The organism is Flagellimonas sp. ABD4_174 (assembly GCF_056160185.1).
The window spans coordinates 1,129,345-1,155,305 of record NZ_JBSWWP010000001.1; the positions used below are offsets into that span (position 1 = coordinate 1,129,345).

The following is a 25,961-nucleotide window of genomic DNA, read 5'->3' on the forward strand; positions in this document are numbered from 1 at the left end:
ATGGCCAAGGAATCAATGAAAGCCCGCGAGAGAAAAAGGGCTAAAATGGTAGAAAAATACGCCGAGAAAAGAAAGGCTCTAAAAGAAGCGGGAGATTATGAGGCTTTGCAAAGGTTGCCAAAGAATGCTTCTCCTGTTCGTATGAGAAACCGTTGTAAACTAACTGGTAGACCACGTGGTTACATGAGAACCTTCGGTGTATCTAGGGTTATGTTCAGGGAAATGGCCAATAAAGGTCTAATTCCAGGAGTTAAAAAGGCAAGTTGGTAATTTAGATAAAGAAAAGAAATGCTTACAGATCCAATTTCAGATTATTTGACCAGATTGAGAAATGCCAACAAGGCAGGTCATAGGGTTGTAGATATCCCAGGTTCCAATCTAAAGAGACAGATTACCAAAATATTGTTCGATCAAGGATATATTTTGAGCTATAAGTTCGAGGACGATAAAGTACAAGGGAACATTAAAATAGCCCTTAAGTACGACAAGTTGACCAAAGAACCCATCATAAAAAAATTGCAGAGGGTAAGTAAGCCCGGTCTGCGTAAGTATTCAGGCTCTAACGATTTACCTAGAGTTCTGAACGGATTGGGAATTGCCATTGTATCAACATCACATGGTGTTATGACAAGTAAGCAGGCCCAACAGGAGAACGTAGGTGGTGAAGTATTGTGCTACGTATATTAATTGAGAAAAGAGAAGAAAAATGTCTAGAATAGGTAACAGTCCAGTAAACATTCCTGATGGAGTCACTGTAGAAGTGAAAGATTCCACGGTTACTGTAAAAGGTAAAATGGGTGAGCTTACACAAGAATTTTCGGGAATCGACATCAAAGTCGAGGACGGAAGTGTTGTTTTAGAAAGAGCCTCCGACGACAAAGATCATAAATCAAAACATGGTTTATACCGAGCTCTTATCAATAATATGGTAGAAGGTGTTTCCAATGGATGGACCAAGGAATTGGAACTTGTAGGCGTTGGTTACAGAGCCAGCAACCAAGGACAAAAATTGGATTTGGCACTCGGATTCTCTCATAACATTGTTCTGGACATTGCTCCCGAAGTAAAGATCGAGACCATCTCCGAAAAAGGGAAAAACCCTATTGTAAAACTAACATCTCACGACAAGCAATTGGTAGGCCAGGTGGCCGCCAAGATCAGATCTTTCCGTAAGCCAGAACCTTACAAAGGAAAAGGAGTGAAGTTTGTAGGTGAGCAATTAAGAAGAAAAGCAGGTAAATCAGCTTAATAATTAAGACTATGGGATTATCTAAGACTGAAAGAAAATTACGCATCCGAAGAAGAATACGAAAAGTGTCCTTCGGAACTGAAGCAAGACCAAGGTTGTCTGTATTCAGAAGCAATAAAGAAATATACGCCCAGTTGATTGACGACAATAAAGGTGTAACTTTGGCGGCAGCTTCATCCAGGGATAAAGATGTCGATGCCAAAGGAACCAAGTCCGAAGTAGCGACCAACGTGGGTAAGGCCATAGCCGAAAAGGCTCTTAAGCTAGGTGTTGAAACTGTTGCTTTTGATAGGGGAGGAAACCTATATCACGGAAGAGTAAAATCATTGGCTGAAGGAGCTAGGGAAGCCGGACTAAAATTTTAATAAACTATGTACCAGAATTACAAAAACGTAGAAACAGTAAAGCCGGGTGGACTGGAGTTGAAAGACCGTTTGGTTGGAGTACAAAGGGTTACCAAGGTAACAAAAGGTGGTAGAGCCTTTGGTTTTTCAGCAATTGTTGTGGTTGGTGATGAAAACGGAGTAGTAGGACATGGTTTGGGTAAATCCAAAGAAGTAGCAACGGCCATCGCCAAAGCTATCGAGGATGCCAAAAAGAACTTGGTTCGTATTCCATTGAACAAAGGCACGCTGCCTCACGAGCAAAAAGGAAAGTTCGGTGGTGCTAGAGTGTTCATTAAGCCTGCATCGCACGGTACCGGGGTAATTGCCGGTGGAGCTGTAAGGGCCGTATTGGAAGCTGTAGGTGTACAGGACGTACTTTCTAAATCCCAAGGTTCTTCCAACCCGCACAACGTGGTAAAAGCTACTTTTGATGCATTGTTGCAACTAAGAAGTGCGGATACCGTTGCAAAGCAGAGGGGAATTTCTTTGGAAAAAGTCTTTAAAGGATAAATAGAGGATATTATGTCAAAGATTAAAGTTACACAAATAAAGAGCGGCATCAAAAAGCCACAGAACCAAAAAAGAACTTTGGAGGCTCTTGGACTAAAGAAAATCGGACAGGTGGTTGAGCACGAAGCAACTCCTAGTATCCTTGGAATGGTAAATAAGGTAAAACACTTGGTTTCCACAGAGGAAGCTTAAAATATAAAGGCACATGGATTTGAATAATCTAAAACCAGCGGATGGCGCTGTGCACAAAGAAGGAAAACGTGTAGGACGTGGAGAAGGTTCCGGTAAAGGAGGAACTGCAACACGTGGGCACAAAGGAGCCAAGTCTAGATCGGGGTATTCCAAAAAGATTGGTTTCGAAGGTGGTCAGATGCCATTGCAAAGACGTGTACCCAAGTTTGGTTTCACCAACATCAACAGAAAAGAGTACACAGGGATCAATTTGGGCAAACTACAAGAATTGGTGGATAAAGGAACCATTAAAGATGTTGTTACCTTGGACATTCTTGTGGAGAACGGATTGGCACACAAAAACGATTTGGTAAAGATATTGGGCGATGGTGAATTAAAAGCAGCGCTAAAAGTATCTGTACATAAATTTACTGCTTCCGCTAAAGCTGCTATCGAGTCGGCAGGAGGTGAAGCAATAAGTTTATAAGAATTATAGCATGAAGAAATTTATTGAGACCATATCAAATATCTGGAAGATAGAAGAACTAAGACAACGCATTATCCTAACATTGGGTTTATTGTTGGTGTACCGATTCGGTGCGCAAGTTGTACTTCCCGGTATTGATACCGCCCAGTTGGCCCAATTATCCTCGAACACTGAAAATGGTATCTTGGGTATTCTGAATGCTTTTACGGGTGGTGCTTTTGCGAATGCTTCTGTGTTCGCTTTGGGTATTATGCCCTACATCTCCGCTTCCATTGTGGTGCAGTTGATGGGAATAGCGATTCCCTACCTTCAAAAACTACAAAAGGAAGGAGAAAGTGGTAGAAAAACCATAAACCAGATTACCCGTTGGTTAACCATCGGTATCTGTATTGTTCAAGCTCCTGCCTATTTGTACGGTCTTGGCGCCCTAGGTGTACCGGACAGTGCTTTTGTTTTGGGTAAAGGCTTGGATTTTATCGTTCCAGCGGTAATCATCTTGGTTACAGGGTGTGTGTTTGCCATGTGGTTGGGTGAGAAAATCACCGACAAGGGAATCGGAAACGGTATCTCCTTGTTGATTATGGTCGGTATCATTGCAACATTGCCACAAGCGTTTGCACAGGAATTCGTGTCAAGAACAACCAACAATACCGGTGGAATCATGTTTATGTTGATAGAGGTGATTGTTTGGTTCTTGGTTATCTTGGCCAGTGTGTATTTAACAATGGCTGTAAGGCAGATTCCGGTACAGTACGCAAGAAGAACAGCTTCTGGAGGATACGAAAAGAACGTAATGGGAGCACGTCAGTACATTCCACTTAAGTTGAATGCATCTGGAGTAATGCCCATTATCTTTGCACAGGCAATTATGTTCGCGCCAAGTTTAATTGGTAGAACATTTAACGACACCGCAGCAGGACAATGGATGGAGGTTCAATTTGCCGATATATTCGGATTGGCCTACAACATACTGTTTGCAGTGTTGATCATTATATTTACCTACTTCTACACAGCGATTACCGTGCCTACGAACAAAATGGCCGATGACCTGAAAAGAAGTGGTGGTTTTATCCCGGGCATTCGTCCAGGGAAAGAAACAGGAAACTATTTGGACAAGATAATGTCCTTGATTACATTTCCTGGTTCCATCTTTTTGGCACTTTTGGCAGTATTGCCGGCAGTAGTGGTAAAGTTGATGGATGTACAGGCAGGTTGGGCATTGTTTTATGGAGGTACATCACTGTTGATTATGGTAGGTGTAGCTATTGATACGGTACAGCAAGTAAATTCTTATTTGTTGAACAGACATTACGATGGCTTAATGAAAACCGGTAAAAACAGAAAAGTAGCATAATATATGGCAAAGCAGCCAGCAATAGAACAAGACGGGACTATTATTGAAGCATTGTCCAATGCAATGTTCAGGGTAGAATTGGAAAACGGGCACGTGGTAACGGCGCACATCTCCGGAAAAATGCGTATGCACTATATTAAGTTGCTTCCCGGGGATAAGGTAAAGTTGGAAATGAGTCCATACGATTTAACAAAAGCAAGAATTACGTATAGATACTAGTTACATGAAAGTAAGAGCATCAATAAAGAAGAGAAGTGCCGACTGCAAGATTGTTCGCAGAAAGGGCAGATTGTATGTAATCAACAAAAAGAATCCTAGATTTAAACAAAGACAAGGGTAATTATGGCAAGAATTGCAGGGGTAGATATACCTAAACAAAAGCGTGGCGTTATTTCGCTTACCTATATCTTCGGGGTAGGTAAAAGTAGGGCGAAGGAAATTTTGGCGGCGGCCCAAGTAAGTGAAGATACAAAGGTTTCAGATTGGACCGACGATGAAATCGGAAAAATCAGGGAAGCTGTTGGTGCCTACACTATAGAAGGAGAACTTCGTTCAGAGACCCAAATGAACATCAAGCGTTTGATGGACATCGGTTGTTACCGTGGAATTCGTCACAGATCCGGATTGCCATTAAGAGGTCAACGTACCAAAAACAACTCTAGGACCAGAAAAGGAAAAAGAAAAACAGTTGCCAACAAGAAAAAAGCAACTAAATAATAGATAGTCATTAGTATTTAGACGTTAGAAGAATCTGTTTGAAATGTAAAAGTCTAGGATTCCAATAACCAAAAAGCTAACACTAGAAACTAAAAAATATGGCAAAGGCAAGTACCAAAACAGCAAAGAAGCGCAAGGTAGTAGTAGAATCTACCGGAGAGGCGCATGTTGTTGCATCTTTCAACAACATCATTATTTCACTTACCAATAAGAAAGGTGATGTTATATCATGGTCATCCGCAGGTAAAATGGGTTTCCGAGGCTCTAAAAAGAACACTCCATACGCAGCACAGGTTGCAGCAGAAGATTGTGCCAAGGTTGCTCACGAAGCAGGACTGAGAAAAGTGAAGGTTTATGTAAAAGGACCAGGTAACGGTAGAGAATCAGCTATACGTTCCATTCACAATGCAGGAATCGAAGTAACAGAGATCGTAGATGTTACTCCATTGCCGCACAACGGATGTAGACCACCGAAAAGAAGAAGAGTTTAATTATCAATTATATTGTTTAACGGGCCCCCTAAAAAGGGTCTTCACCCGAAGGTGCAGTTAGATTATCGAAGGATAAGCCTTAATTCATAATCGCACTTTCAAATAAATAGAAGATGGCAAGATACACAGGACCAAAAACAAAAATCGCTAGAAAATTTGGAGAAGCGATTTTCGGAGACGATAAGTCGTTCGAAAAGAAAAATTATCCTCCAGGACAACACGGTAACAACAGACGTCGTGGTAAGAAATCTGAATACGCAATCCAGTTAATGGAAAAGCAAAAAGCAAAATACACATACGGTATTTTGGAAAAGCAATTCCGTAACCTGTTTGCCGAGGCAAAAAGAAAAGAAGGAGTAACCGGTGAGGTATTGCTTCAATTGTGTGAGTCTCGTTTGGACAACGTAGTTTTCAGAATGGGAATTTCACCATCAAGAAGAGGCGCGCGCCAATTGGTTTCGCACCGTCACATTACCGTAAACGGAAATGTTGTTAACATTCCATCCTATTCACTAAAAGCAGGAGATGTAGTTGGTGTTAGGGAAAAATCTAAATCAGTACAGTCCATCGTAGATTCTTTGGCTAACAATAGCAGTGTTTACGAATGGATCACTTGGAACTCTGAAAAGAAAGAAGGTACTTACGTTGCTGTTCCAGAAAGACTTCAGATCCCTGAGAATATCAAGGAGCAACTGATAGTCGAATTATACTCTAAATAAGAATTCAACATTAATCCAATTATGGCATTACTTAATTTTCAGAAGCCCGATAAAGTTATAATGATCGATTCAACAGATTTCGAGGGGAAATTCGAATTTCGTCCTTTGGAACCTGGATATGGATTAACAGTTGGGAATGCGCTGAGAAGGGTTTTGCTTTCCTCTTTGGAAGGTTTTGCCATCACTTCTGTGCGCATAGATGGAGTTGAACATGAATTTTCTGTTATACCAGGCGTTGTTGAAGACGTTACAGAAATTATACTGAACCTAAAACAAGTTAGGTTCAAAAGACAGATTGATGATGTTGAGAGCGAAACCGTATCCATTTCCGTTAGCGGAAAGGAGCAAATGACCGCTGGTGACTTCCAAAAGTTCATCTCCGGATATCAAGTCCTTAACCCGGACTTGGTTATTTGCAACATGGATCCGAAAGTGAGCATCAACATGGAGATCGTTATAGAAAAAGGTCGTGGTTATGTTCCAGCGGAAGAAAACAAAAAATCCAATGCCCCTCTGGGCACAATTTCAGTGGATTCTGTTTATACTCCTATAAAGAATGTAAAATACAGCATCGAAAACTATAGGGTAGAGCAAAAGACCGATTACGAAAAATTGGTTTTTGAAATCATTACGGATGGTTCTATCCACCCAAAAGATGCATTGACCGAGGCCGCCAAAGTTTTGATTCACCACTTTATGCTGTTCTCCGATGAGCGCATCACCCTTGAGGCCGATGAAATTGCCCAGACAGAGACTTATGATGAGGAATCATTGCACATGCGCCAATTGTTGAAGACCAAATTAGTGGACATGGATTTGTCCGTAAGGGCTCTGAACTGTCTTAAAGCTGCCGAGGTGGATACTTTGGGGGATTTGGTATCATTCAATAAAAACGATTTGATGAAGTTCAGAAACTTCGGTAAAAAATCATTGACCGAATTGGAAGAATTGGTCATCAATAAAGGCCTACAATTTGGTATGGACCTTTCCAAATACAAATTAGATAAAGATTAACAATCATATTTTGCTCTCCTCATACAAAAGGATTTGGTAGCAAGATGATAACTTAGAACAATGAGACACGGAAAGAAGTTTAATCATTTAGGTAGAACTGCCGCACACAGAAAGGCAATGTTGGCCAACATGGGCTGTTCCCTAATAGAACATAAAAGAATCAACACAACGGTTGCAAAAGCCAAAGCGTTGAAAAGGTTTATCGAGCCTTTGATCACCAAAGCCAAGACCGAGAACAACCAGACTACCGAAAAAGGTACACACAACAGAAGGGTTGTTTTCAGTAACTTGAGAAGTAAAGAGGCTGTAACCGAATTGTTCGGTACAGTTGCTGAGAAAGTTGGCGACAGACCTGGAGGTTACACTAGAATTATCAAGTTAGGCAACCGATTGGGAGATAATGCCGATATGGCAATGATCGAGCTGGTAGATTTCAACGAGCTGTACAATGCAGGTAAACCTAAGAAGAAATCGACCAGAAGAAGCAGAAGAGGTGGTGGAGCTAAAAAAGCTGAAGCACCGGCCCCGGCAGCTGAAACAAAAACTGACGATTCTGAAGAATAAGAAGAATGTTATTAACTATTGTATTTTAGGAAAAAGGATAAGTGAAAACTTATCCTTTTTTTATGTTTTTTTGTCATAACTGAAACTAGAGCACGAAATGAAGTATCACACAAAGAAAAAAGCGTTGATTTTGTTGGCCGATGGAACCATTTTTTATGGAAAGGCAGTCGGAGGTAGAGAAGGTACCGCAGTAGGAGAAGTATGTTTCAACACCGGGATGACCGGTTATCAAGAGATTTTTACCGATCCATCCTATTACGGACAATTAATGGTGACCACTAACGCGCACATTGGCAATTACGGAGCCCATTTGGACGAAGTGGAATCGGATTCTGTTAAGATTGCAGGTCTGATCTGTAAAAATTTCAGTTACGAATATTCAAGACCAGATGCCACTATGAGCCTTTTGGATTTCTTGGACAACAACAACCTTTTGGCCATCTCCGATGTAGATACCCGTGCTTTGGTAAGCTACATAAGGGACAATGGAGCCATGAACGCATTGATTTCCACTAGAGTTGACGAAATCGAAGCTCTAAAAGAAGAGTTGAAGCAAGTGCCAAGCATGGAAGGTCTGGAACTATCTTCCAAAGTATCCACAAAAGAACCATATTTTTATGGAGATGAAAATGCGGATATTAAAATTTCCGCTTTGGATATCGGAATCAAAAAGAATATCCTTAGAAACCTGGCAAAAAGAGGAGCGTACATTAAAGTCTTCCCATACAACACGTCGTATTCGGAAATGAAGGAATGGAACCCCGATGGATATTTTATATCTAACGGACCAGGTGACCCAGAGCCTTTGACAGATGCCGTTACAGCAACCAAACAAATGATTGCTTCCGACAAACCATTGTTCGGAATCTGTTTGGGGCACCAAGTATTGGCATTGGCAAACGGAGTATCCACCTATAAAATGCACAATGGCCACAGGGGAATCAACCACCCGATACTAAATTTAATGACCGGTAAGGGTGAGATTACTTCCCAAAACCATGGATTTGCCGTGAACAGGGAAGAGACAGAGGCCAACGCCGAACTGGAGATTACACATACCCATTTGAACGACCAGACGGTGGCAGGAATAAAAATGAAGAACAAAGATGTTTTCTCGGTACAATATCACCCAGAAGCAAGCCCAGGTCCACACGATGCAGATTATTTGTTCGACCAGTTCTTTGATTTGATCAAGGCTAGGAAAAACTAAAACGATATAGTTTTATTTTTAAGTAAATATGTGCGTTTTGTGAGGATTATCATGGAATTAAAAACAGCACCTTTTGTATCTTAGCCCAATAATCACAACTAAAAATATAGTAGTAAAATGAGCATCATTATCAACATTCATGCAAGACAGATATTGGATTCCAGAGGGAACCCGACAGTAGAAGTAGATGTCGTAACAGAAAATGGAATTATGGGAAGGGCGGCAGTGCCTTCTGGAGCCTCTACCGGAGAGCATGAAGCCGTTGAGTTGCGCGATGGTGGCAATTCCTTTATGGGTAAAGGAGTAGGTAATGCAGTAAACAATGTAAATACCCTGATAGCCGAAGAATTGATCGGTACTTCTGTTTTTGAACAGAATTACATCGACCAGACAATGATCGAGCTGGATGGCACGCCGAACAAATCAAAATTGGGAGCAAATGCCATACTAGGGGTTTCCTTGGCAGTGGCCAAAGCAGCAGCCAATGAATTGGGTATGCCGTTGTACCGTTACGTGGGCGGCGTAAGTGCCAACACACTTCCAGTTCCAATGATGAACATTATAAATGGAGGTTCGCACTCCGATGCTCCCATTGCGTTCCAAGAGTTTATGGTGATGCCCGTTAAGGCCAAGGATTTTAGCCATGCCATGCAAATGGGGACAGAGATTTTCCATAACCTTAAAAAAGTATTGCACGATCGTAATTTGAGTACTGCAGTGGGAGATGAAGGAGGGTTCGCCCCAACCTTGGAAGGTGGTACCGAAGATGCTTTGGATACTATCGGAAAAGCGGTGGAAAAAGCAGGCTACAAATTGGGTGATGAAATCATGATCGCATTGGATTGCGCATCTGCGGAATTCTATGTGGACGGCAAATACGATTATACCAAGTTCGAAGGAGATAAAGGAATGGTCAGAACATCCGAAGAACAGGCCCAATACTTGGCCGATCTTTGCGAAAAATATCCAATAATATCCATAGAAGACGGAATGGACGAGAACGATTGGGACGGTTGGAAGATGCTGACCGACAAAATCGGTGATAAGGTACAATTGGTAGGCGATGATCTATTCGTGACCAACGTAGAGCGTTTGTCCCGTGGTATCGAGAACGGTATTGCCAATTCTATTTTGATCAAAGTAAATCAAATAGGTACATTAACGGAAACCATTGCAGCCGTAAATATGGCCAAGAATGCAGGGTATACTTCCGTAATGTCCCATAGATCTGGTGAAACCGAAGACAATACCATTGCCGATTTGGCAGTAGCTTTGAACACAGGTCAGATCAAGACCGGTTCCGCTTCTCGAAGTGATCGTATGGCCAAATACAACCAGCTGTTGAGAATTGAAGAAGAGTTGGGAGATGTGGCCTACTATCCACAAGAAAAAGCATTCAAAGTAAAATAATCATAATGATTACTTAGCATTAAAAAAGCCTTTTCCGTTTCGGAAAGGCTTTTTTTTGTTTCAGTAACAAACTTTGGTTAAATTAAGGGTGCACTAAACTACCATATCAAATTCTCCTACATGAACAACTTTCTTTTTGTCGCCGCCGAAAACGATGCTTTGGAAAACTGTAAAGCCGGGGGCATGGGCGATGTGGTTCGCGATGTACCGAGACAAATTTCGGAGCGTGGAGATAAAGTGCACGTGGTAGTTCCGGCCTATTCTAGACTTCATCATGGGGGATTGCCACGAACTACCCTGAATTTTTCATTGCGGGGCATGGCCTACACTGCGGAGTTGTACGAAGTAAAACCTAAAAAAGAATTTCCCAATATATTTCATTATGTGCTCCATCATCCTGAGATAGAAGCTGGAGATATTGCACACATCTACCACAACGACCCAGAAGAGCCGTTTTACACCGACGCCATTAAATACATTATATTTTGTACAGCGGTTGCAGAAGCCATAAAGCAAGGTGCCTTTGGCGATGTGGACATTGTACATTTACACGATTGGCATTCCAGTCTGCTTTTGTTCTTAAGGGAATATCACATAGAGTATACCAATTTAAAGGACATACGCATAGTGTATAGCATCCACAATTTGGCAATACAGGGAATTCGTCCGTTCGATGGTAATTATTCTTCGGTAAAAAATTGGTTCCCCAGTGTACCGTTGGACTATCAAAAGTTGATGGATTACCGATATCAGGATTGCATTAACCTTATGGCCGTAGGTATTCGATTTGCAGATGCTGTCCATACCGTTTCACCATCCTATAAAGAAGATGTGCTACTACCAAGTTCCCCACCAGAGTTTATTGGTGGCGAAGGGTTGGAAAAAGACCTACAGAAAGCGGATCAAGAAGGACGTTTGTTCGGTATTTTGAACGGATGTAATTATAAGAACATCAACAAGGAGAAGAAAGGAAATATTTATCGCAATACGGTAAAGGCTTTGTTTAGATGGTTGCAAGAGGAATCCAAAAAATACAAGGCCGATTTTTTGGCACACACCGGGGAGAAAATAATGGCATATGTGGACGAAAACCCTAAGTTCATCGCTTCGAGTGTGGCACGGTTGACCGAGCAAAAGTTTTACTTTTTTATGCGATCTCCCGAAGCATTTGTAGAAATTTTGAAACGATTGGAGAAAGTCGACGGAATTTTTATGCTGTTGGGAACGGGTGCACCGGAATACGAAGAGCTTTTTAGAAAATTGAGCTACGAGCACAAAAACTTTATTTTCACCAATGGTCAGTCGGAAAAGTTGATCGATTCCATTTATTTGGAATCGGACCTGTATTTCATGCCCAGTCTGTTTGAACCTTGTGGAATTAGCCAGATGTTGGCCATGCGGAACGGAAATCCATGCCTTGTGCACCATACCGGGGGGCTAAAGGATACCGTTGAACACATGAAAACCGGTTTTGCCTTTGATGGGGAAAGCTACGACGAGAAAATTTCCAGCATGATCCAGACTCTGGATGAGGCACTAAATGTGTTCGAAAACGACAAACCTACCTGGAAAAAAATCCAATCCGCTGCGCGTAGAAAACGTTTTACATGGAAGAAATCAGCGGACGAGTATTACAAACTGCTCTATAAATTGGATTAGGTTATTTTTCCTATATCATTTTAGCGTTAATATCAGCACAAAAAGGGTCTGTAAATTGTTAATGGCAGTGCTTTTTCGTAATTTTCGCAATCAATTTTTACTAATCTATTAAAATATAAAATGTCGGATAAAGCTATACTCGAATATGGGGGAGAAAGGTATGAATTCCCTGTGATCAAAGGTACTGAAGATGAATTGGCCATAGATATTAAAACCTTGAGGGCCGTAACAGGAATGGTGACGATAGACCCCGGATATAAAAATACGGGCTCGTGCGAAAGTGCCATTACTTTTTTGGATGGCGAGCAAGGTATTTTAAGATATCGTGGATATTCCATTGAAGATTTAGCAGAGAAAGCCGACTTTTTGGAAGTAGCCTACCTATTAATATTTGGTGAACTGCCTAATAAAGAACAATTGGAGAAATTCCATAGCGATATCAAGGAAGAGTCCCAAGTTGATGAAGAAATGAAGAAAATCTTGGATGGCTTTCCAAAATCGGCTCACCCAATGGGGGTGTTATCCTCATTGACCAGTGCTTTGGTGGCGTTCAATCCATCTTGCGTAGATGTATCCTCGGAATCCGCCATGTACAATTCCATAGTCCGTATTTTGGCCAAGTTCCCGGTGTTGGTCGCTTGGGCCATGCGCAAGAAAAAAGGTCTTCCGTTGGATTATGGAGACGATTCCCTGGGGTATGTTGAGAACATCCATAAAATGATGTTCAAAAGACCTAATCAAGAGTATAAAAGAGACCCTATTGCCATTGATGCCCTAGACAAACTTTTGATTTTACACGCTGATCACGAGCAAAACTGCTCAACTTCTACAGTTCGTATTGTTGGTTCTTCGCACGCCGGATTGTTCGCATCGCTGTCCGCAGGCATTTCTGCACTTTGGGGACCATTGCACGGGGGGGCCAACCAAGCGGTTTTAGAAATGCTCGAGGCTATAGAGGCCGATGGAGGCGATACTAAAAAATATATGGCCAAAGCCAAGGATAAGGACGATCCCTTCCGTTTGATGGGCTTTGGACACCGTGTATACAAAAACTTTGACCCAAGGGCCAAGATCATTAAAAAATCCGCAGACGAAGTGTTGGGCAATCTAGGTATCGAAGATCCTATTTTGGACATAGCCAAAGGTCTGGAAAAAGAAGCATTGGAAGATCAGTACTTTGTGGATAGAAAATTATATCCAAACGTGGACTTTTATTCCGGTATCATTTATCGGGCGTTGGGCATACCTACAGAAATGTTTACCGTAATGTTCGCGTTGGGCAGACTGCCCGGCTGGATAGCACAATGGAGAGAAATGCGTTTGAGAAAAGAGCCCATCGGAAGGCCAAGACAGGTATACATAGGAGAAAACCTAAGAAGTTTTGTTCCTTTGGAAAAAAGGTAAGATTTGGGACAATACAAAAATTAAAAGGGGCGGTTTCGCCCCTTTTTATATAGGGTAAACCTTTAAACTACAACATGCCTGCGGCATTATGGTTCAACGATTTGTCCCTTTCGTAGCAAATTCGCATAATTTCCAAATGATAATATTTCTGTAGGTCGGATATATCTTTATTGGCAATAATGTGCTTGGATTTTTCAAAGGACTGATGGATATATTCATGCGCATCCACCGTGCTTAGATTCTTTAAGGTAGCGTCCATGGATCTCCCAAACTTTTTTATAGAAGCATCTATTTTAGAAATTGAACTATCCAACTGAAGCTCATATAATTTTTGAATATGCCCATGTAGTTCAGTGGGTAGATCAGCATCTGTAATACAATCGTTGTATTTGATGGAGGATTGTCCTTCAAAAGGTAGATCGGCATCAGGTTTGGAAGATAAACGGACATCATTCATTTTTTGGAACGCATGCATACTTCCCATAACAATGAATAAGGTAGCTAAAATAGCTGATGTAAGTAGTAGTTTTTTCATAAGTAGGAAAAATCTTAATGCAAATGTAGTCAATATAATTTATTGAAAAACTGATAATTGTTAGTTTTTTGGTTTCAAAGGTATTTTTAAGCATTTGATAAACAATTTCGTATGGAATAACATCATTTTGTTGATTTAATATTTCTACCGTGTATTCAGTAAAGAATTTTTGATTTTGTCAGGGCAAAAAAATCAAGTAAAACACTAGATTTGCCCTCATACTCTAAAGGACACTACTTTAGGGTGGTCATCTATGATTTTTGACCCATAAAAAACCTTATATGATTAAACTAAACGTGGTCAACGAGACCAGTGCACTAAAAGAGGTTATACTGGGAACGGCACAAAGCAATGGACCTGTACCCACTATTGATGAAGCCTACGATCCAAAATCAATTGAACATATCAAAGCGGGCACTTACCCCAAAGAAGAGGATATGATCAAAGAAATGGAGGCCTTTGCCCAGGTTTTTGCCAAGTACGGGGTAAAGGTATATCGACCGGAAGTCCTCCAAGATTGCAACCAAATTTTTGCAAGGGATATTGCTTTTGTAATAGAGGACAAATTGTTCCATGCCAATATTTTGCCCGATCGAGAGCAGGAATTTGAGGCCATACATAATGTGCTGGATATAATTGACCCCAATAAAATAATTAGGCCGCCGGAAGAGGTGCATATTGAAGGTGGTGACGTAATGCCGTGGAACGATCATATTTTTATTGGAACCTACACCGGCCCGGACTATGCTAGCTATATTACGGCACGAACAAATATTGAGGCAGTTGAGTTTATTCGCGATATGTTTCCACATAAGACCGTAAAATCTTTCGAACTGCGTAAATCCAATACCGATCCCAAGGAAAATGCCCTGCATCTGGATTGTTGTTTTCAACCTGTTGGAAAGGACAAAGCTATTTTGCACAAAAACGGTTTTTTGGTAGAGGAAGAATATCAATATTTGGTTGATTTTTTTGGTCCAGAAAACATTTTTGATATAGATAAAGAGGAAATGTACCAAATGTTCAGTAATGTTTTCTCCATATCGCCAGAGGTAGTGGTATCCGAAAAAAGCTTTACCAGACTCAACAATTGGCTTCGTGACCATGGTTTTACCGTGGAAGAAATTCCCTATGCCGAGATTGCCAAACAGGAGGGGCTGTTACGTTGTAGCACCATGCCTTTGGTAAGAGCGTAAATTAGTAGAATAATCCCTTTTGCGGGGAACAACAAAAAACTTCATGCAATTGAGAAATCAGATTACCAATACCATTCTTATGGTTCGTCCGGTTAATTTTAGGATGAACGAACAAACAGCGGTCAACAATTATTTTCAAGAAGATCCGGATTTAAAAAAAGCCGAAATCAACCTAAAGGCACAAGAGGAGTTTGATCAATTTGTAAAGGTGCTTCGGGAGCAGGGCGTAAATGTATTGACCATAGATGATAATATGGAGCAGGATACACCAGACTCTATTTTTCCAAATAACTGGGTGTCCTTTCACGATAGTGGAACAGTATGTGTATACCCGATGTTTGCCGAAAACCGAAGAAGAGAACGTAGAGAGGATATATTTGAGTTGTTGGAACAGAACGGATTTGTGATCAACAATGTTATGGATTATACATCTGCCGAGGAAGAGGGCGTGTATTTGGAAGGCACTGGGAGCATACTAATGGACCGCATAAATCAAAAGGCCTATTGTGCTTTGTCCGAGCGAGCCCACGAAGAGCTATTTATAGAATTTTGCGAAGATTTTGATTGTTTTCCCGTGATTTTTCATGCGAACCAAACTGTGGACAACAAGCGATTGCCCATTTATCACACCAATGTAATGATGGCCATGGCGGAGACCTTTGCTGTAATCTGTTTGGATTGTATCGATGACAAGAAAGAAAGAAAAAGTGTCGTGGAACACCTAAAGATGGATGGAAAGGAAATCATTAAGATCACCGAAGAACAGATGTACCATTTTGCAGGGAACATGCTCCAAGTTGTGGGCTCCAACGACCGACGATTTATGGTAATGAGTACCCAGGCGTACAAAAGCCTGACCACACAACAGATCAATGCTATCGAAAAGCATTGTGGCATTGTACACAGTTCCCTTGATACCATTGAGACTTGCGGAGGCGGCAGTGCACGTTGTATGATGGCCGAAGTTTTTTTGCCAAAGGCATAGTGCCTCAGTTTCATTTCCAGATGGTTCCTGAGCGGAATCGAAAATGTATAGTGTCATTTCGAACCGACTGAAAGCAGAGTGAGAAATCTAAAAAACAGTAATGATTTCTCAATCACTGCATTCGCGTCTCATTTCGAAATGACACCTTATCATGATGAACTAGAAGGTATATAAAGTCAAGAGATAAAAACATGGAAGTCCCTTTATCCCAAATTTGTAGTTTGGAAACTCAGAACTCTTAACCCAAAACTCATAACTAATCTTCCTCTTCAACCGTAAAACCACGAATGGCCTGGTTGGGTTCCATAATATTGTAACCGTTCCAAAACTCAGGATTGTAACGGGGCATATAGGTGGCCCGCACTGTTTTATCCTCTTTGTAAGATGTGAATTCGGATTTGGAAATATTATCTTGCTCGAACACTACGAGTTCATATTTGGTGGTCATGTTCATACGGAAATCAATGTTCAACTTTAATTCGTTTTGCTTACGGCGGCCTTTTACGTGTTTGTTTTTTTCCACGACTTTTAACGGACGGTCAACGCCAAAATATCTACCATCGGATAAATCCATAAACTGAAGATCGTATTTGCCAGTGGGCAATTTAGCAAAGCGCATGGTTCCCTTGTACATGGTTTTGCGGTAGGTAATACCCAGCAACCTAAAATTGCGGAGGCGTTGGGTATTGGTAAAGTCGAGCCGCATAATGGCATAATCCTCAATGTTGATGAATAGGCGACCTTTAAAGTCCGCACTGCTCCGTTTGGGCCAAAAGTCTATCACGTAGACCCCTGCATTGTCTATTTCCGCATAACCCGCCAGTTGAAATTCGTAGCGGTTGGGTTTTTCCACAAAGTCCAGCTTGGTATCCTCTTTGTAATACAATTGACTCAACATTTCCTCAAACTGCCAGCGTTGACTGTCCACCAATCCAGAAACACTGTCTTTTTTTACCTGAGCTTTCACTTTTTCAACTTGCTCCATCCGTTCGTCGTCCATAGTGTCCAAAATGGAATCCACTTGGATTTTTTCACTGAAAATGCCCGATTTAATTTTAAGATAGGATCCCGGTTTTACATTCTGTTTAAATATATCCTCCATGTGTTCGGCCAGATCTTCAAAGGAACCCACATCTTTTTTATCGTAAAGATCGGCCGCTTTTATTATGTTGAGTTTGTACTCCGTATCGTTTTTATAAAGATCCCCAAAACTTTCTGTGTAATGTGAAGCATGTTGTGGAATGGCCCTGGCTATACTGTCCATAAGCTCTTTGTTCAACTCTTTTATGGTGGATTTCTCAAAACCAAAATCCACTTTTTGCATGTTGGCCAGTTCCGATTTCCTAAGGAAGAAGCGTTGTTTAATGGTTTCCTTGTTCACGTTTTTGGAAATGTTCTCGATCATTTTTTCAATAATGTCGTCCACCTCCAGTTCCTTGTCGAAAACATAGACTCCGCTAAGTTCAATGGCCCTGGCATTTAATGTGATCACACTGTCTTGCATTTGCTCTAGGGCGAAACCTTTTTTTTCATACCCCATCGAGGTAATATAGATCGAATCGGGCCTGGAAATGCCATCCTCCAAAACAAAACTGAACCTGCCTTCTTCGTTCGTTATAACCCCGTTATATTCTCCATATTGAACAGTGGCATAGGGAATTCCTTTTTGGGTCTTGGCATCCACCAAACGAGAACTAATGGTCTGTGCCATTGATGTAAACCCTGTAAAAATGCTAAAAATGGAAAGGTAGTAAATAGGTTTTATGGACATATTGTGATGTATGGTTTCATTAAAAATAGACGCCTCTTGGATGGAAAAGGTTGCCTGCTTGTTAGACGAGCCGAAATGAATTTTGTGACAAAGTGCCAAAAATTCCGCGAATAGTAGTGGCACTTAGTAGTATTTTAACAATGTATGTGTTTAAAGTTAGGTGTAGGGAGATAGGGGCAATGGAGAAAGATTTATGGTTTTTGATAAGGATTGTTCCTATTATAGAACCATCTATATTTTCTCGCTCATGGATGGATCCCTGAGCGTAGTCGAACGGACAGCAGTATGGTTTGATCATTGCTCTCGAACTTGAAACCTCTTAATTTTCTTAGTTTGAAATGAGATTAATTGTTGTGTTTCTTTTGGTGAAAAGTACGTTGAGCAACATTTAAGGTCTAAACACTGGGGTCAATCAGTTTTTGCAATATTCTTTATCATATTCCCAAAAATGAAGAGGTGAAAGGGTAGTACGGAATACCAATACAGGCGACCCAATAATCCTTTCGGTCGGAACGTGGCAGTTTGGTACAGAATGTTGTCCTTGATCCTAAATTCTAGCCATGCTTCCCCAGGGGTTCGCATTTCTGCAAAAAGGAGCAAACGTTTGTTTTTTTTGTCGGCTAAAAGCACTCTCCAAAAATCCAGGGCATCACCGGGAAAAATTTTATCAAGATGGGTTCGTCCACGTCGTAGCCCCGGACCTCCGACCAATTTATCCAAAAAACCACGGATTTTCCACAGCCAATTGCCATAATACCACCCATTTTCACCACCAATTCGCCAAATGTTGTCCAAAACAGCTCCTTCGTTTGTAATTTTAATGGATTTTTTATCTTGTAGCACCCCGAATTTAGGTACTTGGATATAATTTTCGAGATCTTCCTGTATTTGCCCGCTAGCTATGCTGTCCTTCCAACTACTTATTACCAGATTCTGTTCAATTTTCTTAAAGGCCAGATCAATGGCTTCTTCATAAGTGTGGGTTTTTAGTGCCAACATTTGCTGTAATCGATTGTCCTTTGCCACGACTTCCATTTTCATGCTATCCACAAGATTTGTGGCCAATTTGTACGAAGTAGAGGTAACAAAATAAAGCCAATAGGAGGATAGTTTAGGTGTCATTACCGGAACGGTGAATATCCAGTTTTTAAAGCCACGGACCTTTGCGTAGCGTTGGAGCATATCCTTGTAAGTAAGAACATCTGGCCCACCTATATCAAAAGATTCGTCGTAGGTTTGCTTATTGCCCAATACCATGGTCAGAAATTGGATCACATCGCGAATGGCTATGGGCTGTGTTTTGGTAAGTACCCATTTGGGCGTGATCATAACCGGCAGTTTTTCGCAGAGATCTCGAATAATCTCAAAAGAGGAACTGCCCGAGCCTACAATGATCCCGGCTCGGAGCACGGTAAGTTTAAAATTGCCCCGATATAGTATGTCCTCCACATTTTTCCTGGAACTTAAATGTTTGGAGAGTTCTTCGTTATTTACGATCCCGCTCAGGTAGATCACCTGTTCGCACTGGGTTTTTTCAATAATTTTATTAAAGTTTTTAGCGGCCTGGGCCTCCTTTTCATCAAAATCGGTAACAGAGGAGGTCATGGAGTGTATCAGGTAATAGGCCGCATCAATATCGGGGGGTATTTTTTGTTCTTCAGGGATGTCCAGAAAATCTATCTCAACTACTTGGATTCGGGAGCGTATCTTACTATCTACCGAAAGTCTTTTTTCATCCCGAACGGCACATACCACTTCGTGGCCCATGTCCAAAAGTTGGGGCAATAGACGCATACCGATATACCCATTGGCACCTGTCAGTACTATTTTCATAGGTCTTCGAGATTTGTAGGTAGGTTTTCCGCACGATGATCCATTAACTTTTTAAAATAACGTTGGATAGCTTTGGTATCGGCACGCACCTTTACAAAATAATGGTCCATATAAATGGAATAAATGCCAATATCCCCTTTGTACATATTTAATTTGTAATAGGGTATTACCAGCCCGTAGGTTTCCAATCGGGAGCGAAACCGCACGATTATGCCGTTAGGTCGCATTTCTACATTGCACGTATTGGTATTGTTGTCCAAAACAAACAAATTATAAATATCTACACTGGCTTCTGTTACGTGTAGTTTTGGCGATCCAATGCCCCCCATGGCAAAACGATCTTTTAATGGGTATGGCTTACCAACGGCATCGTTTATTTTTTGAATGATTTTTTTGTCGTTGTACGAAACGTTCAGTAGCATGTTTAAAGGTTTTGTCCAAATCGGATCAGGTTGCCGTCAATGTCCAATATGGAAAACTCTCGAACTCCCCAAGGTTTGTCTTCTAGACTGCCATTGGGGTGGATAACTTTGGAATTTTGCATTTCAAGGTAGAGCCCGTCCACATTTTCAACATAGATGTAACAACTGGTGTTTTCTGGAAATATCTTGTTGTTGCATTTCCAAAAATGGATCTCCACTTTGTCCCTGCCAATTACGGCATAGTTTTCATCAATCCAGCCAGATTTATCAAACCCCAATTTCTCTTTGTAAAAAGTCACGGTTTTATGGATGTCCATTGAGGCCAAAACAGGGGCGGCATGTTGAAGATGATCCATAGATAGTTTTTCTTAAAAATACGATTTATATGTGGTCAACACCAATCCATATGACGGAAAAAGCCCAAAAAAATGCGTAGTTTTGCGCCCTTAAAAGCCTTTTTAAATGAGTTTGCAGAACGATTTGACCCAAAACGTGATCGAGGCGGTAAAACAACTGTACCAAGTTGAGCTGCCAACAGTGGAGTTTCAACCTACCCGGAAGGATTTTGAAGGAGATATTACCGTAGTGGTATTCCCAATGTTGCGCTACGTGAAGGGTAATCCTGTGCAGATTGGAACAAAGATCGGTGATTACTTGGTAGAGCAGGTCGACGAGGTGTCCAAATGCAATGTGGTCCAAGGTTTTTTGAATATCGTTATCGAAGAAAGCTACTATTTAAACTTCTTCAATACCATTTTGGGCGAGGTGGATTTTGGTTATGTAACATCTAGGTCCGATGATGCGGTAATGGTGGAGTATTCGTCCCCGAACACCAACAAACCATTACACTTGGGGCATATTCGGAACAACTTATTGGGGTATTCCGTGGCAGAGATTCTAAAAGCCTCGGGCAAAAAGGTCTATAAAACCCAGATCATTAACGATCGGGGAATACATATTTGCAAAAGTATGCTGGCCTGGCAGAAGTTTGGTGAAGGAGAAACGCCGGAGTCTTCAGGTTTAAAGGGCGATCACTTGGTCGGAAAGTACTATGTTGCTTTTGATAAGGCCTATAAAGAAGAAATTACCGGTCTGGTAGATAAGGGCATATCCAAGGAAAGAGCAGAGAAAGAAGCGCCAATATTGCTCGAAGCCCAGGAAATGCTTCGTAAATGGGAAGCTGGCGATGATGAGGTAGTACATCTTTGGAAAAAAATGAACGGTTGGGTGTACGATGGTTTCGATATTACCTACAAAAATTTGGGGGTTGATTTTGATACCCTGTACTACGAGAGCGATACCTATTTGTTGGGGCGTGATGTGGTAAAGGATGGATTGGAACGTGGTATTTTCTTTAGAAAAGAGGATGGCAGTGTTTGGATAGATCTTACCGATGAAGGCTTGGATGAGAAAATTGTGTTGCGTTCGGATGGTACCGCGGTATACATGACCCAGGATATCGGCACCGCCATTCAACGGGTAACCGATTTTCCGGATATCAACGGAATGGTCTACACAGTGGGAAACGAACAAGATTATCATTTTAAGGTCTTGTTCCTTATTCTTAAAAAGTTGGGTTATGCATGGGCAGAACAACTGTACCATTTAAGTTATGGTATGGTAGATTTGCCAAGTGGCAAAATGAAGAGTAGGGAAGGAACCGTTGTGGATGCCGATGACCTAATCAAAAATATGGAAGATACCGCAGCATCCATTTCACAAGAATTGGGCAAGCTCGACGGTTATACCGAAGAAGAAAAAAAACAATTGTACCGAACCATAGGTTTGGGGGCACTTAAATACTATATATTAAAAGTAGATCCCAAAAAACGTATTCTTTTTAACCCGGAGGAATCCGTGGATTTTCAAGGAAACACAGGGCCGTTTATCCAGTACACCTATGCAAGGATACAATCCATTTTGCGCAAGGCCGATTTTGATCTCTCGACTGCGATCGACATAACAATGGATTTGCACGAAAAGGAGAAGGAACTATTGAAACAGCTGCAATTGTTCCCTGAAACGGTACAGTTGGCGGCAGAAAACTATAGTCCAGCACTAATTGCCAACTATACCTACGAACTGGTCAAGGAATTCAACTCGTTTTATCAACAAGTTTCCATTTTAGGTGAAACGGACGAACAAAAGAAAACCTTTAGGGTATTGTTGTCCAAGAAGGTGGGCGAGGTGATTCAATCTTCCTTCCGCCTGTTGGGTATCGATGTGCCCGAGAGAATGTAGCAACTTACTTTTGCCGGAACGACATCTTTTGTTATTTTGAGTAGCTAACCTGAGCGTATTCGATGGTTTTATAAAAGTGCTTTAGGTATTTTTTGCGAATTATTTGAGTGCTCACAAATTTGCGTAGGCCGTTTAGGGCGCAATCGAAAAATCTCGATTTAAAAACTAACCCTAAAACTCACATTGGGCGTAATACCCAAAGAAAAATTTTCAATGGTTTCAATTTCATTGTCCTCGTTTACCCGATAGTATTTGTTCAGGGTGTTTCTTCGGTTGGTAATATTTAAAATGGAGAGTCCTGCATTGGCACGGATGGCCCTGCTTATCGAAAAATTATAGATGGCGGATGCATCGGCCCTAAAATATTCCGGTAGACGGCTATTGTTTGGCGATTGAAAATTGATTCTGGGCGGAAAGAATTCTTCATCAAGTCCTTCGTCCCCCTCAACAGGTTCCGTATAAGGCTTACCCGTTCGGTAATTGATACCCATACTCAGTTTTAGATTTTTGTAGGTGTAGGTGCTCGCAAATGTGACCGTGTGCCGAATATCCAAGTTGTTTGGGAAACGTTTAGGTACAATGGAATCGAACGTGTAGTCATTTTTGTTGTACGCATAGCTCAACCATGTACTATAATTGTCCCCTTTTTTGTTGATAAGAAACTCTAGTCCCTTAACCTTGTAACTCCCAATTTCTCCGGAAAACTGATAGGGGTTCTGAAATCCTTGGGTACTTGTACTGATACCATCCACATTTTTGATAAACCCTTCAATACCGATATAAAAATTGTTCTTTTCGTAATTGAGTCCAACAGAACCTTGCTTGCTCTTGGTTACCGGTAGTGTATCATCGTTGGACAGGATCCATCGTCGTTTTTCGATACCCAAAAAGTTTTGCTCCAAATCTATCACCTGATTTGTGGTCTGGCTTTTAAATTCGCCCAATATTTCGGCTCTTACATAATTGGCCAGCTTAAAATTTAAATTGAGCCGTGGCTCTATTAGTAATTTTTTAAAAGTGTCCAGATTTTCCACAAAATTGAACCGTGCTCCCACTTTTCCAACAAACGTATTGTCGAGCGAACTGTAATTCAGCTGGGAATAGGGGGCATGTGTTCGGATAACCCCTTTAATTTCGCTATTAAAATCCGGTTGATTGATTATGGTGGCATTTGTGATCCCCGTTTCAATATATTGGTAACCGTTGTTCCAACTAAATTGATCGTTCATCATATAGTTGGTATCGAACTTTAGTGCGTTTTCGGTGACCTGATTGTTCTGGAACAATTGCTGTACCTGATTGGCGAACACATTTTGTGCATCCAAATTATATTTGGAGTAATATAGATTGAGGTGGGAGGTAAACCTATCCGTCCATTGGCTTTGCAATTGCCCTCCAACGGAAATATTGTCTTGTTTTAATAGGCTAACATTGGTTTCGTTGGCATCGATATTGGTCTCTTCGAATTTTAAGTTGTTTTTAATATGAATGGCACTCAGTCTGATTTTGTGCGCGTTATTGAGGTCATAAAGAATTTTTCCTGAAAAATCGTAAAAGAAAAAATCTTCGTCCCTAGCAAATTCATCATCTACCATATTGTTGTTTTGCAGGGTAATTTCACTATCCTGAAAGGCTCTGTTGATGAACTGTTTGTAGGTGGGAGTACTCAAAAAATCGGTTGCAGAGCGACGTGCTGAGAACTGTATTCCCAAATTGGGTGCAATGGGAACTTCTGCGTAAACATCGCCACTGATCAAATTAAAGCCTGCACCACCTTTCCAGGTTTCGGTTATGGTATTGCCGGTTTCCATTTGGATCACACTGCTTACCCCATCGCCAAAATTGGATGGTGTTCCGTTTTTGTAGATGGTGACCTTATCTGTCTGGTATGGGTTGAAGGCTGAAATCAACCCAAAAAAGTGCCCTGATTGATACATTTTTATACCATTCCAAAGAATAAGGTTCTGGTCGTTCGTGCCACCTCGGACATTGATATCGGAAACGGTTTCGTCGATACTTTTTATGCCTGGCAAAGCTTGAACGGTTTGCAGGATATCGGGTTCGATCAGGCCGGGTAGAATACCGAATTCGGCAGTGTTCAAGGTTATACTCGCATCATTTTCTTTAATAATTCCAGAAGTAAGATATTTATAAACGAATACTTCATCTAGTTGCTCATAATATTGGGCCAATAATATTTTGGGGCAATCACCTTGCTGCAAGAGCTTTTCTATGGGAACATATTTGGTGATAAAGCCAAGATATCTAATCTTTAGGGAACTGTTTCTGGGGATGTTTCTCAATGTAAAAGAACCGTCCGAATCAGTTATTTTGGCGATTTTCGTCCCTAAAACTTCCACAGTGGCACCTATTACCGTATTCTCGGCAAAATTATCCAAGACCACACCACAGAGATCCACTCGGTCGTTTTTGGTGATGGCGTAGTATCTATCATTCAATTTTTCCGTGTCTATATGGAAAGTACTTTCGATAAATGTTAGGATTTGCCCTAGCGTATTTAAGTTCTCGGGAATAGTAATATTGAGCCCTTCCAAATCCTTGTCAATGTAAGAGAACTTTACGTCGAATCTATTTTCCAAGGTTTTTAAATACGGGATAAGGCCAACGGAAGTCGGTTGTTTTTCCTGTGCATTAACATGGCAAAACAGAAAAAACAGTAAACCTAAGATGAGCCCAAAATGCTTATTGTAGTTTGTTCCCAGCATAAAAAAGTACGTTGTCTCCGTCTATTTTAAATCTTGTTTTGGAGGGTGTGCTTATACTTTTTAACGCCATATTTAGGTCTGTGTTGTTAAAAGACCCTGTAAATAAGAGGTTTGTGTCGATGTCTTTTGTGCTTACTTTAATGTTGAACTGCCTTTCCAGCTCGGCGAAGACGTAGGTAAGAGGAATGCTTTCAAAACTACTTTCGTTGTTCATCCAAGATGGAACAGTGCCTTCTGGGATGACCGTGTTCACTATTTTACCGTTGACCACCATAAAAGCGCTACCTGCAGGTAGCTTGGTAACTTGTTCGTTATGGGTTACGCTGACCAACCCTTCGAAACAGGTTACCTCAAAAAAGCCATCTCTATTTTCCACATTGAACTGGGTTCCCAAAACAGTAACAGCTCCATGTTCTGTGGAAACAGTAAACTTTTTTCCTTTGGCAACCTTAAAAAAAGCTTCGCCTTCCAGTTCAATATTTCTGTTTTTGTCCCAATTCTTTTTACTGTAAGATATTCTGGATTCTGCGTTAAGGAAAACCTCTGAATTATCGGGCAGAACAACTTCGGAGCGTTCGGCGAATTCGGTTCTTACGCTTTCGTTAATTGTGCTGATATAAAAATACGAACCAGCAATCAAAACAGCGATAACCGCTGCCACTCTTAGAAATTTCTTGAACGGGTTAAGGGTAATGACCTTGGGAGTATTGTAAATTTGTTCATCTTTTAAGCGTTGCAAAGCAAGATCAGCATCAAATTCGGGTGCTGTTAACTTCTCGGAAGCGTTTTTGAGCTTTTGGTACGAAGCATACTCCGGAGAACTCTCAAATTCCCTGAGTTCTTCACCGGAAAGCTCTCCACTAAGCCATTTTGCCAAATAATTTTCCTGCATGGTTTCTATGCTTTA

At 41.1% G+C, this 25,961-nt stretch carries 29 protein-coding genes; 22 read left to right on the top strand and 7 right to left on the bottom strand.

Features of this window, described 5'->3' with window-relative positions; genetic code table 11:
- The 19 genes from rpsN to ACXAFK_RS05010 all read left to right on the top strand — a co-directional run bounded on the left by rpsN (window position 1) and on the right by ACXAFK_RS05010 (window position 13,345).
- A complete protein-coding gene (rpsN, locus tag ACXAFK_RS04920) occupies window positions 1-270 on the top strand; it encodes a 30S ribosomal protein S14 (protein ID WP_474956994.1) in 270 nt (89 codons plus the stop codon).
- Window positions 271-288: 18 nt separating this feature from the next.
- Window positions 289-687, top strand: a complete 399-nt coding sequence (gene rpsH, locus ACXAFK_RS04925) for a 30S ribosomal protein S8 (RefSeq protein WP_224837430.1) — start codon at window positions 289-291, stop codon at window positions 685-687.
- 19 nt (window positions 688-706) lie between these two features.
- Entirely contained in the window at window positions 707-1,249 is a 543-nt protein-coding gene (rplF, locus tag ACXAFK_RS04930; protein ID WP_224837431.1) for a 50S ribosomal protein L6, read from the top strand.
- 11 nt (window positions 1,250-1,260) lie between these two features.
- Window positions 1,261-1,614, top strand: coding sequence for a 50S ribosomal protein L18 (rplR, locus tag ACXAFK_RS04935; protein ID WP_224837432.1), 354 nt, complete (start codon window positions 1,261-1,263; stop codon window positions 1,612-1,614).
- 6 nt (window positions 1,615-1,620) lie between these two features.
- On the top strand, window positions 1,621-2,145 hold the full coding sequence (gene rpsE, locus ACXAFK_RS04940) for a 30S ribosomal protein S5 (protein ID WP_224837433.1): 525 nt from the start codon (window positions 1,621-1,623) through the stop codon (window positions 2,143-2,145).
- Window positions 2,146-2,157: 12 nt separating this feature from the next.
- Complete coding sequence (gene rpmD, locus ACXAFK_RS04945) at window positions 2,158-2,337, top strand: 50S ribosomal protein L30 (RefSeq protein WP_224837434.1); 180 nt, start codon at window positions 2,158-2,160, stop codon at window positions 2,335-2,337.
- Window positions 2,338-2,350: 13 nt separating this feature from the next.
- Complete coding sequence (rplO, locus tag ACXAFK_RS04950) at window positions 2,351-2,803, top strand: 50S ribosomal protein L15 (RefSeq protein WP_224837435.1); 453 nt, start codon at window positions 2,351-2,353, stop codon at window positions 2,801-2,803.
- Window positions 2,804-2,813: 10 nt separating this feature from the next.
- Entirely contained in the window at window positions 2,814-4,157 is a 1,344-nt protein-coding gene (secY, locus tag ACXAFK_RS04955) for a preprotein translocase subunit SecY (protein WP_224837436.1), read from the top strand.
- Between the two features lie 3 nt (window positions 4,158-4,160).
- Window positions 4,161-4,376: a translation initiation factor IF-1 gene (gene infA / locus ACXAFK_RS04960; protein WP_014031991.1), complete on the top strand. Its 216-nt coding sequence runs from the start codon at window positions 4,161-4,163 to the stop codon at window positions 4,374-4,376.
- A gap of 4 nt (window positions 4,377-4,380) precedes the next feature.
- On the top strand, window positions 4,381-4,497 hold the full coding sequence (ykgO, locus tag ACXAFK_RS04965; protein WP_010519235.1) for a type B 50S ribosomal protein L36: 117 nt from the start codon (window positions 4,381-4,383) through the stop codon (window positions 4,495-4,497).
- A gap of 2 nt (window positions 4,498-4,499) precedes the next feature.
- Window positions 4,500-4,874, top strand: a complete 375-nt coding sequence (gene rpsM / locus ACXAFK_RS04970; protein WP_224837437.1) for a 30S ribosomal protein S13 — start codon at window positions 4,500-4,502, stop codon at window positions 4,872-4,874.
- A 98-nt stretch (window positions 4,875-4,972) separates the two neighbouring features.
- On the top strand, window positions 4,973-5,365 hold the full coding sequence (rpsK, locus tag ACXAFK_RS04975) for a 30S ribosomal protein S11 (RefSeq protein WP_224837438.1): 393 nt from the start codon (window positions 4,973-4,975) through the stop codon (window positions 5,363-5,365).
- A 113-nt stretch (window positions 5,366-5,478) separates the two neighbouring features.
- Window positions 5,479-6,084: a 30S ribosomal protein S4 gene (gene rpsD, locus ACXAFK_RS04980; protein WP_224837439.1), complete on the top strand. Its 606-nt coding sequence runs from the start codon at window positions 5,479-5,481 to the stop codon at window positions 6,082-6,084.
- A gap of 21 nt (window positions 6,085-6,105) precedes the next feature.
- Window positions 6,106-7,098, top strand: a complete 993-nt coding sequence (locus tag ACXAFK_RS04985; RefSeq protein WP_224837440.1) for a DNA-directed RNA polymerase subunit alpha — start codon at window positions 6,106-6,108, stop codon at window positions 7,096-7,098.
- Between the two features lie 60 nt (window positions 7,099-7,158).
- Entirely contained in the window at window positions 7,159-7,662 is a 504-nt protein-coding gene (gene rplQ, locus ACXAFK_RS04990) for a 50S ribosomal protein L17 (protein ID WP_224837441.1), read from the top strand.
- 97 nt (window positions 7,663-7,759) lie between these two features.
- Complete coding sequence (gene carA, locus ACXAFK_RS04995) at window positions 7,760-8,872, top strand: glutamine-hydrolyzing carbamoyl-phosphate synthase small subunit (protein ID WP_474956995.1); 1,113 nt, start codon at window positions 7,760-7,762, stop codon at window positions 8,870-8,872.
- 117 nt (window positions 8,873-8,989) lie between these two features.
- The gene (eno, locus tag ACXAFK_RS05000; RefSeq protein ID WP_224837443.1) at window positions 8,990-10,282 is read left to right on the top strand and encodes a phosphopyruvate hydratase; all 1,293 of its coding nucleotides are present in this window, start codon (window positions 8,990-8,992) and stop codon (window positions 10,280-10,282) included.
- Window positions 10,283-10,402: 120 nt separating this feature from the next.
- Complete coding sequence (locus tag ACXAFK_RS05005; protein ID WP_474956996.1) at window positions 10,403-11,941, top strand: glycogen synthase; 1,539 nt, start codon at window positions 10,403-10,405, stop codon at window positions 11,939-11,941.
- A gap of 120 nt (window positions 11,942-12,061) precedes the next feature.
- Window positions 12,062-13,345 (top strand): citrate synthase, encoded by a 1,284-nt coding sequence (locus tag ACXAFK_RS05010; RefSeq protein WP_474956997.1) that lies wholly within the window; start codon window positions 12,062-12,064, stop codon window positions 13,343-13,345.
- A 67-nt stretch (window positions 13,346-13,412) separates the two neighbouring features.
- Here the strand turns inward: ACXAFK_RS05010 and ACXAFK_RS05015 are convergent, their stop codons facing one another.
- Complete coding sequence (locus ACXAFK_RS05015) at window positions 13,413-13,880, bottom strand: hypothetical protein (RefSeq protein ID WP_474956998.1); 468 nt, start codon at window positions 13,878-13,880, stop codon at window positions 13,413-13,415.
- A 281-nt stretch (window positions 13,881-14,161) separates the two neighbouring features.
- Between ACXAFK_RS05015 and ACXAFK_RS05020 the strand changes: the two genes are divergently transcribed.
- Window positions 14,162-15,076, top strand: coding sequence for a dimethylarginine dimethylaminohydrolase family protein (locus tag ACXAFK_RS05020; RefSeq protein ID WP_224837447.1), 915 nt, complete (start codon window positions 14,162-14,164; stop codon window positions 15,074-15,076).
- Between the two features lie 43 nt (window positions 15,077-15,119).
- Complete coding sequence (gene ctlX, locus ACXAFK_RS05025; protein ID WP_474956999.1) at window positions 15,120-16,061, top strand: citrulline utilization hydrolase CtlX; 942 nt, start codon at window positions 15,120-15,122, stop codon at window positions 16,059-16,061.
- A gap of 256 nt (window positions 16,062-16,317) precedes the next feature.
- On the opposite strand, the gene ACXAFK_RS05030 is transcribed toward ctlX, so the two are convergent.
- From ACXAFK_RS05030 to ACXAFK_RS05045, 4 genes are all read right to left on the bottom strand, one after another.
- Window positions 16,318-17,955: a peptidase associated/transthyretin-like domain-containing protein gene (locus tag ACXAFK_RS05030; RefSeq protein WP_474957000.1), complete on the bottom strand. Its 1,638-nt coding sequence runs from the start codon at window positions 17,953-17,955 to the stop codon at window positions 16,318-16,320.
- A 285-nt stretch (window positions 17,956-18,240) separates the two neighbouring features.
- Window positions 18,241-19,665 (bottom strand): SDR family oxidoreductase, encoded by a 1,425-nt coding sequence (locus ACXAFK_RS05035; RefSeq protein WP_474957001.1) that lies wholly within the window; start codon window positions 19,663-19,665, stop codon window positions 18,241-18,243.
- Window positions 19,662-20,087, bottom strand: a complete 426-nt coding sequence (locus ACXAFK_RS05040; protein ID WP_224837455.1) for a hypothetical protein — start codon at window positions 20,085-20,087, stop codon at window positions 19,662-19,664. The genes ACXAFK_RS05035 and ACXAFK_RS05040 overlap by 4 nt, the downstream gene beginning before the upstream one ends.
- A gap of 2 nt (window positions 20,088-20,089) precedes the next feature.
- Window positions 20,090-20,443: a bleomycin resistance protein gene (locus ACXAFK_RS05045; protein WP_224837456.1), complete on the bottom strand. Its 354-nt coding sequence runs from the start codon at window positions 20,441-20,443 to the stop codon at window positions 20,090-20,092.
- Window positions 20,444-20,549: 106 nt separating this feature from the next.
- Here ACXAFK_RS05045 and argS point away from each other — a divergent pair, with 106 nt between their 5' ends.
- On the top strand, window positions 20,550-22,328 hold the full coding sequence (gene argS / locus ACXAFK_RS05050; protein WP_474957002.1) for an arginine--tRNA ligase: 1,779 nt from the start codon (window positions 20,550-20,552) through the stop codon (window positions 22,326-22,328).
- A 158-nt stretch (window positions 22,329-22,486) separates the two neighbouring features.
- On the opposite strand, the gene ACXAFK_RS05055 is transcribed toward argS, so the two are convergent.
- Both ACXAFK_RS05055 and ACXAFK_RS05060 read right to left on the bottom strand, forming a co-directional pair.
- Entirely contained in the window at window positions 22,487-25,054 is a 2,568-nt protein-coding gene (locus ACXAFK_RS05055) for a TonB-dependent receptor (protein ID WP_474957003.1), read from the bottom strand.
- The gene (locus ACXAFK_RS05060) at window positions 25,032-25,946 is read right to left on the bottom strand and encodes a FecR family protein (protein ID WP_474957004.1); all 915 of its coding nucleotides are present in this window, start codon (window positions 25,944-25,946) and stop codon (window positions 25,032-25,034) included. The genes ACXAFK_RS05055 and ACXAFK_RS05060 overlap by 23 nt, the downstream gene beginning before the upstream one ends.
- Window positions 25,947-25,961: the final 15 nt, after the last annotated feature.

Coding starts and splice junctions, on each gene's coding strand:
- ACXAFK_RS05005 (WP_474956996.1), top strand. CDS start 10,403: ATGAACAACTTTCTTTTTGTCGCCGCCGAAAACGATGCTTTGGAAAAC.
- rplQ (WP_224837441.1), top strand. CDS start 7,159: ATGAGACACGGAAAGAAGTTTAATCATTTAGGTAGAACTGCCGCACAC.
- ACXAFK_RS05055 (WP_474957003.1), bottom strand. CDS start 25,054: ATGCTGGGAACAAACTACAATAAGCATTTTGGGCTCATCTTAGGTTTA.
- ACXAFK_RS05015 (WP_474956998.1), bottom strand. CDS start 13,880: ATGAAAAAACTACTACTTACATCAGCTATTTTAGCTACCTTATTCATT.
- rpsD (WP_224837439.1), top strand. CDS start 5,479: ATGGCAAGATACACAGGACCAAAAACAAAAATCGCTAGAAAATTTGGA.
- ACXAFK_RS05040 (WP_224837455.1), bottom strand. CDS start 20,087: ATGCTACTGAACGTTTCGTACAACGACAAAAAAATCATTCAAAAAATA.
- rpsK (WP_224837438.1), top strand. CDS start 4,973: ATGGCAAAGGCAAGTACCAAAACAGCAAAGAAGCGCAAGGTAGTAGTA.
- rpsH (WP_224837430.1), top strand. CDS start 289: ATGCTTACAGATCCAATTTCAGATTATTTGACCAGATTGAGAAATGCC.
- ctlX (WP_474956999.1), top strand. CDS start 15,120: ATGCAATTGAGAAATCAGATTACCAATACCATTCTTATGGTTCGTCCG.
- rplF (WP_224837431.1), top strand. CDS start 707: ATGTCTAGAATAGGTAACAGTCCAGTAAACATTCCTGATGGAGTCACT.
- ACXAFK_RS05020 (WP_224837447.1), top strand. CDS start 14,162: ATGATTAAACTAAACGTGGTCAACGAGACCAGTGCACTAAAAGAGGTT.
- eno (WP_224837443.1), top strand. CDS start 8,990: ATGAGCATCATTATCAACATTCATGCAAGACAGATATTGGATTCCAGA.
- ACXAFK_RS05035 (WP_474957001.1), bottom strand. CDS start 19,665: ATGAAAATAGTACTGACAGGTGCCAATGGGTATATCGGTATGCGTCTA.
- carA (WP_474956995.1), top strand. CDS start 7,760: ATGAAGTATCACACAAAGAAAAAAGCGTTGATTTTGTTGGCCGATGGA.
- infA (WP_014031991.1), top strand. CDS start 4,161: ATGGCAAAGCAGCCAGCAATAGAACAAGACGGGACTATTATTGAAGCA.
- ACXAFK_RS05060 (WP_474957004.1), bottom strand. CDS start 25,946: ATGCAGGAAAATTATTTGGCAAAATGGCTTAGTGGAGAGCTTTCCGGT.
- rplO (WP_224837435.1), top strand. CDS start 2,351: ATGGATTTGAATAATCTAAAACCAGCGGATGGCGCTGTGCACAAAGAA.
- ykgO (WP_010519235.1), top strand. CDS start 4,381: ATGAAAGTAAGAGCATCAATAAAGAAGAGAAGTGCCGACTGCAAGATT.
- rpsN (WP_474956994.1), top strand. CDS start 1: ATGGCCAAGGAATCAATGAAAGCCCGCGAGAGAAAAAGGGCTAAAATG.
- ACXAFK_RS04985 (WP_224837440.1), top strand. CDS start 6,106: ATGGCATTACTTAATTTTCAGAAGCCCGATAAAGTTATAATGATCGAT.
- rpsE (WP_224837433.1), top strand. CDS start 1,621: ATGTACCAGAATTACAAAAACGTAGAAACAGTAAAGCCGGGTGGACTG.
- rpsM (WP_224837437.1), top strand. CDS start 4,500: ATGGCAAGAATTGCAGGGGTAGATATACCTAAACAAAAGCGTGGCGTT.
- rplR (WP_224837432.1), top strand. CDS start 1,261: ATGGGATTATCTAAGACTGAAAGAAAATTACGCATCCGAAGAAGAATA.
- ACXAFK_RS05010 (WP_474956997.1), top strand. CDS start 12,062: ATGTCGGATAAAGCTATACTCGAATATGGGGGAGAAAGGTATGAATTC.
- argS (WP_474957002.1), top strand. CDS start 20,550: ATGAGTTTGCAGAACGATTTGACCCAAAACGTGATCGAGGCGGTAAAA.
- ACXAFK_RS05045 (WP_224837456.1), bottom strand. CDS start 20,443: ATGGATCATCTTCAACATGCCGCCCCTGTTTTGGCCTCAATGGACATC.
- rpmD (WP_224837434.1), top strand. CDS start 2,158: ATGTCAAAGATTAAAGTTACACAAATAAAGAGCGGCATCAAAAAGCCA.
- secY (WP_224837436.1), top strand. CDS start 2,814: ATGAAGAAATTTATTGAGACCATATCAAATATCTGGAAGATAGAAGAA.